Genomic DNA, 15,861 nt, shown 5'->3' on the forward strand with positions numbered 1-15,861 from the left:
GAGGAGGCCGACATCTCATGGCTGCCCAGCCGCCCGCCACCCCCGAGGACGTTCTCGCCACCGAACGCGCCTACATGCGTCGCGCCCGGACGCTTCTCGGGGCGATGCGCGAGCGCACGGTGTCCCTCACTGCGCAGAGCGGTGACCACGTATCTACCGAGTATCTGAAGGCATCGCTGTACCGGCGAGCCAAGGCCCTGGAGGACGACCCGTCACTGCCGCTGTTCTTCGGCCGCATCGACCGGCTGCAGACCACGGAGCCGGGCAGCGACGCTCCTGCCGATGCCGAGACCTTTCACATCGGCCGCCGCCATGTGATGGACGAAGCCGGCGACCCCGTCGTCGTCGACTGGCGCGCGGACGTCGCCCGGGCCTTCTATCAGGCGACCCGCAGCGATCCGCACGGCGTGACGCGACGCCGTCGCTTCGGTTTCGCTGCTGGTGAGCTGACCTCTTTCGAGGATGAGCACCTCCTGGATCCCGATGAACCAGATACGGCGAGCCGGATTCTCGCCGAGGAAATCGAACAGCCTCGGGTGGGACCGATGCGTGACATCGTCGCGACCATTCAGCCCGAGCAGGACGACGTCGTGCGGTTTCCACTGGAACGTTCCGTGTGTGTGCAGGGCGCCCCGGGCACCGGCAAGACGGCCGTCGGTCTCCACCGGGCCGCCTACCTCCTGCACACGTACCGTGACCGGCTCCGCCGTACCGGCGTGCTGATCCTCGGTCCCAACCGTGCGTTTCTGCACTACATATCTCAGGTCCTGCCGGCGCTCGGCGAGGTCGATGTCCAGCAGATGACGGTATCCGAGCTCGTCGACCACGTGCCCATCCGTGGTCGGGATGACCTCGAAACAGCAGCCCTCAAGGGCGATCCGCGAATGGCGCACGTGATCCGTCGGGCTATCTGGTCACACGTGAACGACCCCGTCGAGCCGCTACACGTTCCTCGCGGCGCCCGCACGTGGCGTGTACCGGCCAGCGAGGCCGCTGAGACGATCGCCGCACTACGCGCCCGCGGCGACGGATACGCCACCGCACGCGCCCTGCTCGCACAGCGGCTGGCACATCGAGTCCTGCTGCGGATCGAGGCATCCGGACAGGTCACGGACGATCGCGTGCAAAACGCCGTGGCTCGCTCGCGGCCGATGAAAGCCTATGTCGACGCCATCTGGCCGGCCCTGGACCCGGCAAAGATCGTGATGCGCCTGCTGAGCGACACCGACTTTCTCGCCGATGCGGCCGCGGGCATCTTGCGCGACGACGAGCAGGACCTGATCCGCTGGTCCCGAGCCCCCAGGAGTGTGCGTTCGGCACCGTGGACCCATGCTGATGCCGTTCTGGTCGACGAAGCGACCGCGATGATGCAGCGATTCAGCGGGCTCGGTCACGTCGTCCTCGACGAGGCGCAAGATCTCTCCCCGATGGAATTGCGTGCCGTCGGCCGCCGTATCAGCGGATCGACCACCGTCCTCGGTGACATCGCCCAGGGAACGACGCCGTGGGCGACGCCGGCGTGGCCGGATGCGCTGGCCCACCTCGGCCAGGAAGATGCCCACATCGAGATCCTGCGTCAGGGGTTCCGGGTGCCGGCCACCGTCGTGGCATTCTCTTCCCGCCTGCTGCCCACCATCGCGCCCGAGATCGCTCCACCCGAGCCGGTACGCACCAACCGCGGTCAGCTAGAAGTGATCTCGGCGGGGGACGCGTCGTTCGTGTCCACAGTGCGCCGCGTTCGCGAACGTCCGGGCTCGCTTGGCGTGATCGCCTCCGATCCGATGGTCGACGAGGTCGGCCGATGGCTGCAGGAAGCTGGCCTGGCGTTCGGTCAGCTCGACGACGACGCCGCGTCCACGCTGGTCCCGGCGAGCCTGGCCAAGGGACTCGAATATGATCACGTCGTGGTCGTCGAGCCCGCCGCGATCGCCTCCGAGGAACGGTCCACCGGCGAACTCTCAGGGCTTCGCCGGCTCTACGTCGCCCTCACCCGGGCCGTCTCGTCACTCACGGTGGTGCACAGCGCGCCGCTTCCGGAAGCACTCCTCGACGCCGATGCTCACCGTGTTCCTTCGTCGTAGAGCACCTCTTCGGCGTCGGTGATCCGATAGGCGTAGCCCTGCTCAGCCAGAAAACGCTGACGGTGCTGGGCATACTCCTGGTCCAGAGTGTCGCGAGCGATCACCGAGTAGAACCGCGCCGTGCGGCCGTCCTGCTTGGGGCGCAAGAGACGCCCGAGCCGCTGCGCTTCTTCCTGGCGCGATCCGAATGTGCCGGATACCTGGATGGCCACGCTCGCCTCGGGAAGGTCGATCGAGAAGTTGGCAACCTTGCTCACCACCAGCGTCTCGATCTCGCCCGTCCGGAACGCGTCGAACAATCGCTGCCGCTCGCGGACGCTCGTGTCCCCCTTGACGACCGGCGCATCCAGCAGTTCGCCGAGCTCGTCGAGCTGGTCGATGTAGTGGCCGATGATCAGAGTTTGCTCACCGTCGTGCTGCTTGACCAACTGCTCGACGACGCGTGTCTTCGTGTCAGTACATGAGGCAAGCCGATAGCGCTCGTCGGGCTCGGCAGTCGCGTAGGCAAGACGCTCGCTGTCGGTGAGGGTGACCCGAACCTCGACGCAGTCGGCCGGCGCGATGTATCCCTGGTTCTCGATCTCCTTCCACGGAGCGTCGTAACGCTTGGGACCGATGAGGGTGAACACGTCACCTTCCCGGCCGTCCTCCCGCACGAGCGTGGCGGTCAATCCCAGCCGCCGCCGGGCCTGCAGATCGGCGGTCATCCGGAAGATCGGCGCGGGCAGCAAGTGGACCTCGTCGTAGATGATCAGGCCCCAATCTCGCGCCTCGAACAGCTCCATGTGGGCATATGCGCCCTTGCGGCGCGTCGTCAGAACCTGGTACGTCGCCACCGTGATGGGACGCACCTCTTTCTTGGTCCCGGAGTATTCGCCGATCTCGTCTTCGGTGAGGTTGGTGCGCCGGATCAGCTCGGAACGCCACTGCCGTGCGGCCACGGTGTTGGTCACCAGAATCAGGGTGGTGCATTGCGCGTACGCCATGGCCGCCGCGCCCACGAGCGTCTTGCCCGCACCACACGGCAGCACCACGACGCCCGAACCGCCGTGCCAGAAGCCCGACGCGGCATCGCGCTGGTAGGGCCGCAGCGACCAGCCCTCCTCGTTCAGCGTGATGGCATGCGCCTCGCCATCCACATACCCCGCGTAATCTTCGGCTGGCCACCCCAGTTTCACCAGGGCCTGCTTGAGATTTCCACGCTCGGACGGGTGCACGATCACCGTGTCGTTGTCGATGCGCGCGCCAACCAGCGGTGCGACCCGTTTAGACCGCAGGACCTCCTCCAACACCGGGCGGTCCGTGGCATGCAAGACGAGTCCGTGCGCCGGGTGAGACTCCAGGCGTAGCCGACCGTATCGGGCCATGGTCTCGGCGATGTCGACGAGCATGGCGTGCGGCACGGGGTACCGCGAGTATTGCATCAGCGTATCGACCACTTGTTCGGCATCGTGCCCGGCGGCCCGAGCATTCCAGAGTCCCAGGGGTGTCACGCGATACGTATGGACGTGCTCCGGTGCGCGTTCCAGCTCGGCGAAGGGCGCGATCGCCCGGCGGCAGGCCTCGGCCATCTCGTGGCCGGCCTCGAGGAGCAAGGTCTTGTCACTTTGCACGATCAGCGGTCCGTCGGTCACGCTCGCCATTCTCCTCTCCCGGCGCCGCGTGTCCACAATCCATGACTGCTCGTACGATCGCACCAAGGTCAGGTTTTGATTGCGTTGTGACGGGTGCCCTAGGTCAGATGATCGGTCTTGGGCACAATGAGCGCGATGCCCACACGAGATCGCCCCCCGCATCCGACCGGAGCCACCGCCATGGGCCGGTCGCGAGGGGGACCAGCGCCTGGCGCGTTCCGGCGCTTTCTCGGCTGGTCCATTGCCGGCGTTCTGATACCAGGGCTCGGCTTGCTCGCCGCCGGGAGGCGTTGGATCGGTTCCGCCATCCTCGCGCTCTTTCTCGGCGGGATCGCTGCCGCGGGCATCTACGCGTACCGGGCCGGAACGAACGGACTGGTACGGCTCGCCGCCGATTCCGAGCGAATGACCATCGTCGGATTCGCGCTGCTCGCTATCGCCACCCTGTGGCTGCTCAACGCCGTCGTCGGCTTCCACCTGCTTCAGCCCCCGGGGTTGCGCATCTCGCAGCGCCTCCTCGCCGTGTTGCTGGTGATCGCAGTCGCGTCCGTCGTGATCACCCCGATCGGTATCGGAGCTCGGTACGCGTCGACGCAGCGCGACTTCATCGAGTCGGTCTTTCCCGACGAGCGGGATCGGCACAGCCTGACCATTCCGGACAATTCCACGGACGAAGACCCGTGGGCAGGCAAGGATCGGGTCGACATCCTCCTTCTCGGATCGGACGCCGACGAGAACCGCACGGGTGTGCGACCCGACACGATCATGGTGGCGAGCGTCCACACCGAGACCGGCGACACCGCGCTCTTCTCGGTACCCCGCAACCTCCAGTACACCCCCCTGCCCGAAGGACCTCTGGCGGAGGCCTATCCGGACGGGTTTCGCGGAGTTCCCGAGTCCGAGTACTGGGTTTCTTCGATCTACAACAACCTTCCCGCCCAGTTCCCCGACTATTTCGAGGGAATCGAGGATCCCGGTGCGGAGGCGATGAAACTTGCCGTGGGCGAAGCCCTCGGGCTGGACATCGACTACTACATCATGGTGAATCTGGACGGTTTCGAGGCAATCGTCAACGCGCTCGGTGGCGTCGAGATCGACGTTCCCTATCGCATCCCGATCGGAACGCAGCTCACCAGCGCAGGGACGTGCACACCCGCCCGGGGCTGGATCGAAGAAGGTGATCAGCAGCTACTCAGTGGCGGCGAAGCGCTGTGGTTCGCTCGGGCCCGCTGCGGCCCACCGCCGGTATCCGACGACTACGAACGGATGCGGCGGCAGCGCTGCCTCATCGGCGCGATCGCTAACCAGGTCAATCCGTCTACACTGCTGACACGGTATCTTCAACTGGAGAGCGCCACGCGGGAGAACTTCTCGACCGACATCGGGCGGCAGCGGCTGGAAGACTTCGCCGAACTGGGATTGCGAGTCCAGGACGCCGAGATCCGGAGCCTCCCGTTCACCGATAAGATCGTCGACTACTACGAACCGGACTTCGAGCTGATGCGCCAGTTCGTCCAGGAGTCGATCGCCTCACTCACGGAACCGCCCGACGAGCATTCCCCCGATCAGAACGAGGGCACGGGCGACGTCGGCGAGGAGACGCCGGGCGACGTCGACGGCGAGCCGAACCCTGGGAGCGATCCGGGCGATCAACGAGAACCGGAGCAAGATCCCGGACAAGATGCCGGCCCAGGCGACCAGCCAGACCGAGGTGCCGAGCCCATCGACGAGGTCTGCTGACCGCTTCGGCTCACGTTTCCGCGGGGACCCGGGCGACACCGCTGATGCGGTGAACGGCGAAGGATCGTATCTCGTTGCTCCGATGGTCGAAGGCCGCCAGCCATCCGCCTTCCAGGCGCACCGGATCGACGACGCGTTCGCTGGTGGAACCGTGGTGATCGACGTAGCCGATCCAGACCGTCGATCCTTCTTCGAGCGCCCGTCGCAGATCGGTCATGGTCTGCACCGACGCGTTCTGCTCCAGCCTGCCCGGAACGGCGTCGGGAGGTCGCGCCGCAGACGAGCGGTCACCAGCCCGCAACGCCCGCACGGCGGCGGCCAGCACTTCCTCGGTGGGCGACGTGCGCTCTGCCGCCGGTTGGGGCGGAACGGTGCTCGGCGTCCGCCGCGGCTCGGATCGCGCGACGACGATCGAGCCGTCCGCGTTCTCGGGCGTCGGGGCGAACCCGAGCTGGCGCAACCGTTCCAGCAACGTGATGCCATCGAGCGACGACACGAGAACGGTCGGCGCCAATCGTCGCAGTCCCAGCGCCGACGCCTGCGGGCTCGCCATGATCTGGGCAAGCACCGCGTGATCGTCACTGCGGATGAACGACGACGCGGGCCCGACTCGCAGTGACCCGTGCCGGCGAGCGACATCGTCCACCAGGTAGGACAATGGTTGTGGAACCGGTGTCCGAGACACCGACGCGAGGAACTCGTGGACATCATCCGCCGTCCGGCCGGCATCGAGTGCTCGCCGGATGGAATCCTCGGTGAATCGGTGCACCGAAGCCCCGCCTCGGCTCTCGACCTCGGCGAGCAGGCCCAGCTCACGGATGATGTCCGAACGCAGAGGTCCGGGGGCCACGGCGGTCAGATCGGCTTGCAGGAGCACGTGGTCCAAGGGCTCGGGAAGGTGCGGCTCCAGCGCCGACGATGCGGCACTGCTGGCCCGCTCTCCCGTACCTCCGAGTAATGGCCGTGCGTACGAGGCCAATGCACCGCGGCCGGTGACCCCGAGCAGTTCGGCTTCCCGTAACGTCCACCCGACGAGATCATCGCGCAGCCGTCCTCCGCGGCGCGGCCGCCGCCAGCGTACCGCCGCTGTGACTCCGTCGCGGGTCGGCGCCGATCCGGGAGGGAGCCCGTTGAGCACATCGAGAACTTGAGCCCTGATCTCCGGGGCAACGGGGCGGTCGAGATCTCCGCCGAGGGCGGGAATCAGCCGGTCCCGGTCGTCTCGGGTGCCGACCAGCCCGGCGACCCGGCTTGTCGTCAGCCAGTCGCGGACGATGCTCACCCAGCGTTCGGCAATACTGCCGCGTTGCCACGTGTCGTACTCGCTCGTCGGAAGCCAGACGTCTTCGTCGTCCTGCGCCGTGGCAAGAAGGCCGCCGATGTACGTCAACTCGACGATCAAGGCCGCGCCGATCTCGTCGGTGTCCAGAAGCCCTGGCAATTTACGGAAGTCGCGCACCCCGAGCCCACCGGTACGCAAGACCGATGGCGGCGCTGCCGCCCAGGCGTCAAGCAGGGTCTCGATCTTTCGGACGATGTCGAAGGCGCTGGCCGCTCCCGTGCGGTCCACGAGGTCGGGATCGTGTTCCGTCACCTCCGGCTCCGGCGCGCTGACCTGGAAGTCTTTTCCTATGGTGCCGCCTCGGAGGTGCAGCCCGACTTCCCTGGGGAGCACGACGGCGTCGTCGCCGACCGGGATCAGGAGTCCGGTGGCGAGTAGATGATCGATAGGAGTGTGGGCGGAGTTTCGGTCGACGTCCCGCCGCGCGTTCTCCACCCGGCCCGTCGGTGGCCCGTCGGCGAGCACGTGCAGCGCGGGGATGGTCTCCGAGCCCAGTTCGTCGAGCAGGGCGCCCAACGCTCGCGGAGCGCTCACGTGTGCCGCGATGGTCGCCGCGTCCGCGGCGTGGTCACCGGCGAGCTGTAGCCCCAGACCTGTCCCAATCGTCGACAGCCGGGAAGCGGGTAGCGAGAGCAAGAGTTGGTGCACCGGCGGGCCAAGGCCGGCCGGGTGCGGTCCGATGATCTCGCCGATCACGCGAAGCAGGTGGATGTCCTTGTCGTCACCCCAGATCAACGCACGGGCTCGCAGCTGCTCCAATGCTTCGCCGATCGCGTCTGCGGGGCTGTCGAGCAACTCGTGCACAGCGGTGGCCGTCGTCGGATCCGGCAAGATCGTCAGAGCGTCGACGACGTGCAGTGTGAACCGGTCGAGCCGATCCAGGGCTCGGGTGGCCGAGGCGCGGGTAGCCGCCCGGGAAGCGAGCTGACCGATGTCCACCGGTACGGGGACGACCAGATCCGGCCGCAGGCGAAGCAGGGCCGCCAGCTCGTCGTCGGTCCGAGCCCGAAGGTCGTCGGCCAGACTCCGGGTAGGCGCGGCAGTCCTGGTCATCACTGCCTACGATACGTCCTCTGTACGGAACGGCGAGCCGGCGGACGAGGGACGAGGGAGCCGGCGAGCGTGACCATTCAGCCCGGAACGGCGAGCCGGCGGACGAGGCACGAGGGAGCCGGCGAGCGTGACCATTCAGCCCCGAACGGCGAGCCGGCGGACGAGGCACGAGGGAGCCGGCGAGCGTGACCATTCAGCCCCGAACGGCGAGCCGGCGGACGAGGGACGAGGGAGCCGGCGAGCGTGACCATTCAGCCCGCGTGGCCAGTCGCGAGGGAACGGGTGTTCTTAGAGGCGCCGGAGTCGTTCGAGGAGTTCCGCGCCACGTTCGGCGAATTCGCGCCGAGCTTCCTGGTCTGCCGCCTGCAGATCCGCGGTGATGGTGGGATCCACCGGCATCGCTTCGGGATTCCGTCGCTCGATATCCACCCTCCCGAGATTAGTCAATCTGTACACATCAGCAACCGGAGGAGTGATACGACTACTGACTGTTGATCATTACTTACTCTTCCGATACACGTTCTGGGTGATTGATCCCTGGGTGCCAGGTATGAGCGCCTTGCACGCTGACTCCACCCCAGAAAGCGTTTTCCGAGATCGATTAACGTGGATTCGCCGTGCATGGCAAAGCGTTCACCGCGCACGGCAGGGCCAGCTCACTGCGCACGGCAGGGCCGCTCGCCGTGCATGGCAGGGCCGCTCACCGCGCACGGCAGGGCCGCTCGCCGTGCATGGCAGGGACAGGTCAGCGGGCACGGCGGGGACAGGTCGGCGAGCAACAGACTGGAGAGTCGGCGTGGAGCCGACTGAGCAGTTAGCCGGCACGCGCAACGAGGTACAACAAGATCGACAGTCTGGGAAAGCGCCGGCCCCAGCCGCACGTGCGGGACGGCCGTGACTGCACACCGGCCACCCGTCGTTCAGGAATCGACATTAGGCGAGCATATGCCCCTAAATGGCCCACAAGATCATTAAATGAACTCTCTTCGCATGTACCGCAATGTCCCTTATTGAAAAACTGCTACATTCGAGAAAATCCGGATATCGAGTACCGAGTGAATGTTCACCTCGCGCTCGCTTCGAATCCGGTCCGAACGTCACGCGCGTGGGAAGACAACGCGCGGGCCGACACCGGGAAGCCCGGCAACAGCAGCCTCGTCGAGCACGATGTCACGTGCCGTCGGAGCGTCGACGCCACGCTCCACCATCCGCCGCGCGATCATTCCAGCCACCACGGGTGCGGAGAACGATGTGCCGGACCACAACACGTGTCCGGTCCTCAACTCGGCGCTCGTTCCATCCAGGTACTCGTATCGACCGTTCGGAAACGGTAGAATCGCATGCTCGCCGGTCGCGTAGACATCCACCCAATGTCCGACGTTGGACCATCCGGCGCGGGCGTCGCCACCCGTGGTGAGCGCGCCGACCGCCGTCGTCCACGGATAGGCGGCTGGCCAGAACGGCTTGTCCGAGCCCGCATTCCCGGCCGCAGCGATGATCACTGTGTTCGCATGGCGTCGCAGGACGCGGCGGTAGAACGCCGTGAAAGCCTTCGGGGACGTGCCGGCCCGGGTGTACATCCCGGCCTGGAGACTGATGACGTCCACCCCTATGGCAACGACTCGCTCAAGATCCTCGACGATAGTCAGCTCGTCCACAGCGCCGCCGACGAGGCAATCGTGGACCCGCACCGTTACCGAGTCGGAGCCGGACACCGACAGCAACCGGCCGGTCGTTGCGGTGCCGTGCCCGCCGTACGGGCGAATTGCGCCGTCGGCGTCGTACACCTCGTCGTCGGGCTCGAAATCGTCATGCACGGCACCGAAGCGCGAAAACCCGGAGGATTCCGCAACGGCCGGAACGTACCCCGTGTCGATGACCGCCAGCCGCGGGCGACCGGGCCCGTAGGGTTCACCGAGCAGGGGCACGGGCCCTTCCCACGGCAGCGGCTCGGTAACCGGACACATCACGACGTTGTTCTGCGTGTCCAGCACGTGGTTGAGCGAGACCGTGTCCTCGTCCACCACCTCGGTGAGCTGGCCCACGAGATCGTCCGCGTCCCGCGATCCGACGTCGAGGATCTTGAGGCCCACCGGTCCGTCCGCTATCGACGCCGGAGGATCCGCACCGATCTGGGTGAATGCCTCCAGGACGTCGGGCAGGTCGGAAGCATCACATATCACCTGGTGGTTCCGGTACAGGTAGGAGACTTCCGTGCCGCTGGAATCCCACCGCGCGGCCAACGGGAACTCCCGGCCACGTGTTCGCTCCGCGCTGTTTCGTTGCAGCCGTTCGACCTCACGCGCGAGCGCCTCGGGTCTACTGCCTCGCACTGCCATCATTCAGCCCCTCCGTCGAAACGCGTACAAGCCCGGGACGATACCGGACGTATCGGAACGAATAGCGGATCGACACCATTGCCCGCTCACCACCGCATCCCTCTAGCATCGTCAGGTGCGGTTCGGGCCTGACGAAATCGCGAACCTGCCGGCGCTTGCCATGTCCCATCCGAAGGCAGCGACGGAACGGGCTCGTGCAATATTGCATGCCCGTTCCCCGGCACGCGAGCGGACGTACGCGCTGCACGCGCTCGGAATCATCGAACGCGACGGGGGGCGTGTCGGACCCGCGTTGCGATATTTTCGCCGGGGCCTGCGGATAGCGGAGGCCGAGTCGCTCGACGATCGACGCGTCGAACTCGGTGCAAGCTTGGGGACGGCCCTCGCCTTGGCGGGCCGCCGGCGCGAAGCTCTCGATGTGTTCGAGGCTGCCCTCGACGGCGCCACGCGGCACGAACGCGCACGGGTACTCGTGCGCCGCGGTGCCGCGCGCACATTCTTCGGCGACCACACGGGTGCATTCGACGACAATGACGAAGCCGCCCGGATTCTCGGGGAACTGGACGAGCCGGTGTGGGAGTCCCGGGCACATCAGAATGCGGGTTCGGCACTGGTCAGCCTGGGCCGATTCGACGAAGGCGAAGCTCGCCTCGCACGGGCGCAGGCGATGGCAGAGCAACACGGCGACCATTACAGCGCGATCGTCGCACTCAGCAGCCGAGGCGACTGCGCACACCGGACCGGCCGCGTTCCCGATGCGCTGCGCATGCTCTACGAGGCCCGGCAGCGACACGAGCGTCTCGGCGTCGTCCCGCCCGAGATCCTGCGCGATCTCGCCGTCGTCCAGCTCTCTGCGGGATTGACAGAGGAGGCAGCGGCGGCAGCCGACCATCTCGTGGCCGTCCTGGAACAAGATCCCGCATCGGCGCTGCGGCGCGCAGACGGGTTCATCGCCGCCGCCATGGTCCATCTCGGGTCCGGCAATGCAGCACGTGCCATCGATCTCGCCCGCCGCGCCCGGAGATCCAGCCGGCGTCAAGGTCACGTCGAAGCCGAGCAGCACGCTCGGTTCGTCCTTCTCCGAGCACAGTTCGCCGCCGGAACCGTGACCAAGCGACATGCGCGGGCGGCTGCGGAACTCGCCGGAGAGCTCGGAGACCGATACGCCTCCGAACGGCTCGACGCGCTGGTACTCGCCGGACGGCTGGCCGTTGCTACCGGGCTCGACGACCTCGCCCGCTCGTGTTTCAGTGTCGCTGCTGGAGAGCGCCACCGGGGACCGGCGCTGCGCAGGGCAACCGCGTGGTATGCCCGGGCGCAGCTGGCGGCGTTGAACGGCGATCAACCCGGCATGCTCCGAGCCGGTACCCGTGGCCTGGACGTCCTCGACACGCACGCACTGTCCTTCGGCGCTCTGGAGCTGCGTGCCCGGGCGACGATTCACGGCACCGACCTGGCCGCGCTCGCGACCCGCCAGATGGCGGCCAACGGGACCCCGCGCCAGCTCTTGTACTGGATGGAGCGATGGCGCAGCACCGTGCATGCGTTGCCCGTGCCCCCGACGCCCGACGATCCGGTGCTTGCCGCTGAACTCGGCAGGCTGCGCGCGGCCAGTCGTGATCTGGCGTCAATGGCCGACGCCAGGCACGAAGCTCGCCGCAACACGGTCGAGGATCGGATCCGGCGCTACGTTCACTCCCGGCGCGGCGACACGTCCGCTCGACGACGCCGCTTCGACGTCGATGAACTGCTCGATGCCCTGGGTCGCGACACCACCATGGTCAGCATCATCGGCATCTCGGGTAAAGAGTTTCACATCACCGTCGCCCGACGGGGACGCGTCCGGCGTTTCCGGGGTGGCCGCGTCGATGACGTGTTCGCCGAGCTCGACCATGCCCGATTCGCACTGCGTTCCGTCGTGCTTGCCCCGGAACCCGCTGCCAAGGGTCTGCTGGAGGCGCTCGACTCGGGCCTCGCTTCCCTCGAACGCACCGTTCTCGGGCCCGCTGCCCGCGAGCTCGGCGACGGGCCGGTGGTGCTGGTTCCTCCCTCCCGGTTACAAGCCGCGCCCTGGGGAGCCCTTCCATCACTACGCCGGCTGCCCGTCGCTGTCGCTCCCTCGGCCACCGCGTGGTTGCGAGCACGCGAGGCTGCGAGCTCCGAGCGTGCGGAGCATACCGTGCTGATCGCCGGCGACGATCTCGAGTCCTCGGGTGCCGAGGTCCCCGTGCTGGCCAGCATGTATCCGGACGCGACGGTACTCACCGGCGACGACGCCACGGTAGACGCGGCCTTGCGAACCATGGACGGGGCGAGCCTGGTGCACATCGGCGCGCATGGCCGTTACCGCGGGGACAGCCCGATGTTCTCGTCGCTCGAACTGGCCGACGGCCCGATCACGGTCCTGGATGTGGAGCAACTGGCCCGCCCGCCGCATCGGCTGTTGCTCACCGCATGTGAATCTGGCGTCGGCTCTCCCACCGGCGATGACGAACTCCTGGGGCTGGCCAGCACGCTCTCCGCCCTGGGAACCGCGGGGATTCTGGCCAGCATCGTGCCGATCAGCGACGCGGGTTCGGTCCCGTTCAGCGTGGCCATCCACGAACGAGTACGTGCTGGCGACGACCTTCCCACGGCCCTCCTCGCCGCGCGTGAGGCCGCCGACGATCCGTTAAGCACGGCGACGTCGTGGTCGTTCCTCGGGCTCGGCGCTGCCTAGCCGATTGATTCCTGGAACGTTCCCGGCTCAGGGACCGCGGCCGACTTCGACACCCACACACGCGAAAACAGCGCCAGATTGGCGAATAAACGCACGTTTCGGTATCGAAGTCGGTGGACGCGCCCCGCGTTGCTGCGGACATCCGGACGCGGCCCAGAGCGTGGGATGACGAACCTCGTAAAGTATGGATATGCATTTAGTCGTCGGATTCGACCTGGATCTCACGCTCGTCGACTCCGCGGACGGCATCACCGCTTCCTTTGTCGAAGCAGCACGGCGCGTGGACGTGACGATCGATCCCGACGAGCTTCGCCCGCTGGTCGGCCTGCCGCTTCCGGACACGATGGCACGTTTCGTGCCTCGTGAGTCGTTGCCCACAGCTATTGCTGCCTACCGCGAGGTGTATCCGAGCTTGGGTGTCCCTGCATCGAAGCTGCTACCCGGGGCCGCAGAGGCCATTGCCGCCGTCACGGCGCACGGCGGGCGAGTGATCGTCATCAGCGCCAAGATTGCAAGCGCTGTCCGGCAGGTACTGGAACATGTCGGGCTGGAGGCGCACGACGTCGTCGGTGAACGGTTCGCCGAAACCAAGGGCGATGCCTTACGTGAACACGGCGCGGTCATACACGTGGGTGATCACCCCGGCGACATGATCGGCGCTCGTTCGGCCGATGTCTGTGCCGTCGGCGTGACCACCGGCGGCCACGACGCGGTCGCGCTACGCGAAGCCGGTGCCGACGTCGTCTTCACCGACCTTCTCGACTTTCCGTACTGGTTGGACGATTTCATCGCTGCCCGCGACACGAACGAGAATTGATCACCAGACGAGCCCGTCCGAACGGACGGGCGTGTTCCTCGGCTGGATCATCCGTCAGCCCAGGATGCACGGGGCCGGGCTGAACGACGGCGCCGCGATGCGCTCGGTAAGGTCGAGGAGGCCGTACCGATTCCGCCACGAACGTGACGTTACGGCACACGAAGGTGTCACGGCCCTCTGGGAACGGCACGCGAGTCACCGTAGGGTGGTGGTGTCGTGCCCGAGGGGCATGACGGTCCGACGTCCGACGACAAACGAGGTCTGCGGTGCCAACCGGCAAGGTGAAGTGGTACGACACGGAGAAGGGATTCGGATTCCTCTCCAAGGACGATGGCGGCGACGTCTTCGTGCACTCTTCGGTGCTGCCCGGAGGTGTCAGCACACTCAAGCCCGGCCAACGCGTCGAGTTCGGCGTGGCCGCAGGCAAGCGCGGTGAGCAGGCACTGTCCCTACGGGTGCTGGACCCTCCACCGTCGGTGTCGGCTGCTGTGCGCAAGAAGCCGGACGAGATGGTGACCATCGTCGAGGATCTGATCAAGCTCCTCGACGGGCTGTCCAATACGTACCGGCGCGGGAAGCATCCTGATCAGAAGACGGCGCGGAAGGTCTCGTCCGTGCTGCGCGCCGTGGCTGAAGATCTCGAGACCTGAGCTTATTCGGCTCGGTCCTGCGTCGACGTTCCCTCCGTGTCGGTCAGGGACTTCGGCCTGATCCGCGTAGCCCAGACAAGTCCCGCCACCAACACGCCGGCCACGATGCCCATCCCCAGGGGCGGCAGGAGCGGCAGCATGATGCCGACGCCCCCGCCGAGGACCCACGAGAGCTGAAGCGACGTCTCCGAGCGGGCGAACGTGTTGGAACGCATCCGGTCCGCCACTTCCCGTTGGATGATGGCGTCGAGGCACAGCCTGCCGAGTTGCTGCCCGAAGCCGGCCATCAGCGCGGCTACCATGACCGTCGCGAGACTCCACCAGATCGCCGCGACCACGGCGACGACGGCCGCGAGGCCGGCCAGCACGAGATTGGCCGTATCCGGGCTTCGCGAACGCACGAACGCACCGAACGACGTGCCGCCCGCGCTTCCTACCCAGGCAGCAGCGGCCACGATGCCGAGCAAGAAGAATCCGTCCAGTCCACCGACGGGTTCCTCGCGAAGGACGAAGGCGAAGAACATGATCAAGAAGCCGGAGTAGAACCGCAGGGCCGCGTTGGCCCGAAGGGCGCGAACTACGGCACCTCCGACGCTGAACCGGCGTCCCGGCTTCTTCTGCCGGAACTGTGCCTTGGTCTCGTCAACGGAGGAATCGACCTGCTTCGAAAGCAGCGTTGCCAGGATCGTCACCCCGGCGTATGCGACGAAGGCCGCCCGCAGGGGCCAATCGTCGCCGATCTGCGCCAGGCCGAGCCCGAGTGGCGCGCCCAGCATCGTGCCGAACGTCGCCGCGAGTTGCAGCCGGGAGTTGGCAGAGACCAGCGTGATCTCGGCGGGCAGGAGTCTCGGAACTGCCGCGGCGCGGGTGACCGCATAGGCCTTTTGCCCGACCAGGATTCCCAGGGCAGCGGGATAGAGCCACACTCCGGTATCCAGCACCGCGTCAGCGGCAATCCAGGCCAAGAAGCCGCGGACCGCGGCGGTCAGCCCGATGGCCCATCGGCGACCGTGGCTGAACCGGTCGAGAAACGGGCCGATCAACGGAGCGACGATCGCGAACGGTGCCATGGTCAGCGCGAGATAGAGGGCGACGTTCCCCCGCGCCTCATCGGTGGGCACCGTGAAGAAGAGGGTCCCGGCCAAGGCGATCATGACGAGTGCGTCCGCGAACGCGCTCAACGCGTTGAGCTCGATCAGCCGGGACAGCCCGGTCTGCCCCGCTCCCTTGGCCTCGGCCGCGCGATGCAATCGACCCGCGCCGTGCCGGGTCACCCGCGCCGTGCCCGCCGCCGCCTTCTTCGCGGCGCGCGCCGAGACGCCACCTACCCGCCGTGCCCGCGATCTCCCCTGCGGTCCGTCGCCGCGTGGCGGGGCGGGCTGGGTCGGCTCGTCATCAGCGTGAGGTGCTGGCGGACCGTGACGTTCGTCGGCGTCGCCGGTCCCGCGCGACGGAGGGGGGACTTCGGACACATCACCATCCAATC

General features: G+C 67.1%; 10 protein-coding genes. 5 read left to right on the top strand and 5 right to left on the bottom strand.

The window, feature by feature from the left end; genetic code table 11:
* Nucleotides 1-17 precede the first annotated feature (17 nt).
* Nucleotides 18-2,081, top strand: a complete 2,064-nt coding sequence (locus DPM12_RS03715; protein WP_112256913.1) for a HelD family protein — start codon at nucleotides 18-20, stop codon at nucleotides 2,079-2,081.
* Here DPM12_RS03715 and DPM12_RS03720 read toward each other — a convergent pair.
* A complete protein-coding gene (locus DPM12_RS03720) occupies nucleotides 2,060-3,724 on the bottom strand; it encodes a DNA repair helicase XPB (RefSeq protein ID WP_112256914.1) in 1,665 nt (554 codons plus the stop codon). The genes DPM12_RS03715 and DPM12_RS03720 overlap by 22 nt on opposite strands.
* Before the next feature lie 126 nt (nucleotides 3,725-3,850).
* On the opposite strand from DPM12_RS03720, the gene DPM12_RS03725 reads away from it, so the two are divergent.
* On the top strand, nucleotides 3,851-5,455 hold the full coding sequence (locus tag DPM12_RS03725; RefSeq protein WP_158542716.1) for an LCP family glycopolymer transferase: 1,605 nt from the start codon (nucleotides 3,851-3,853) through the stop codon (nucleotides 5,453-5,455).
* A gap of 10 nt (nucleotides 5,456-5,465) precedes the next feature.
* Here the strand turns inward: DPM12_RS03725 and DPM12_RS03730 are convergent, their stop codons facing one another.
* From DPM12_RS03730 to DPM12_RS03735, 3 genes are all read right to left on the bottom strand, one after another.
* Nucleotides 5,466-7,850, bottom strand: coding sequence for a helicase-associated domain-containing protein (locus tag DPM12_RS03730; protein WP_112256916.1), 2,385 nt, complete (start codon nucleotides 7,848-7,850; stop codon nucleotides 5,466-5,468).
* A gap of 288 nt (nucleotides 7,851-8,138) precedes the next feature.
* Nucleotides 8,139-8,279 (bottom strand): hypothetical protein, encoded by a 141-nt coding sequence (locus DPM12_RS23055; RefSeq protein ID WP_158542718.1) that lies wholly within the window; start codon nucleotides 8,277-8,279, stop codon nucleotides 8,139-8,141.
* A 668-nt stretch (nucleotides 8,280-8,947) separates the two neighbouring features.
* A complete protein-coding gene (locus DPM12_RS03735; RefSeq protein ID WP_112256917.1) occupies nucleotides 8,948-10,192 on the bottom strand; it encodes a S8/S53 family peptidase in 1,245 nt (414 codons plus the stop codon).
* 112 nt (nucleotides 10,193-10,304) lie between these two features.
* Between DPM12_RS03735 and DPM12_RS03740 the strand changes: the two genes are divergently transcribed.
* The 3 genes from DPM12_RS03740 to DPM12_RS24230 all read left to right on the top strand — a co-directional run bounded on the left by DPM12_RS03740 (nucleotide 10,305) and on the right by DPM12_RS24230 (nucleotide 14,375).
* A complete protein-coding gene (locus DPM12_RS03740) occupies nucleotides 10,305-12,908 on the top strand; it encodes a CHAT domain-containing protein (protein WP_112256918.1) in 2,604 nt (867 codons plus the stop codon).
* A 190-nt stretch (nucleotides 12,909-13,098) separates the two neighbouring features.
* Nucleotides 13,099-13,725 (top strand): HAD family hydrolase, encoded by a 627-nt coding sequence (locus DPM12_RS03745; RefSeq protein WP_211658356.1) that lies wholly within the window; start codon nucleotides 13,099-13,101, stop codon nucleotides 13,723-13,725.
* A 266-nt stretch (nucleotides 13,726-13,991) separates the two neighbouring features.
* Entirely contained in the window at nucleotides 13,992-14,375 is a 384-nt protein-coding gene (locus tag DPM12_RS24230; protein ID WP_112256920.1) for a cold-shock protein, read from the top strand.
* 2 nt (nucleotides 14,376-14,377) lie between these two features.
* Here DPM12_RS24230 and DPM12_RS03755 read toward each other — a convergent pair whose 3' ends face one another.
* Entirely contained in the window at nucleotides 14,378-15,847 is a 1,470-nt protein-coding gene (locus tag DPM12_RS03755; protein WP_158542720.1) for an MFS transporter, read from the bottom strand.
* Nucleotides 15,848-15,861: the final 14 nt, after the last annotated feature.

This window comes from Phytoactinopolyspora halophila, from assembly GCF_003287285.1.
GTDB classification, from domain to species: domain Bacteria; phylum Actinomycetota; class Actinomycetes; order Jiangellales; family Jiangellaceae; genus Phytoactinopolyspora_A; species Phytoactinopolyspora_A halophila.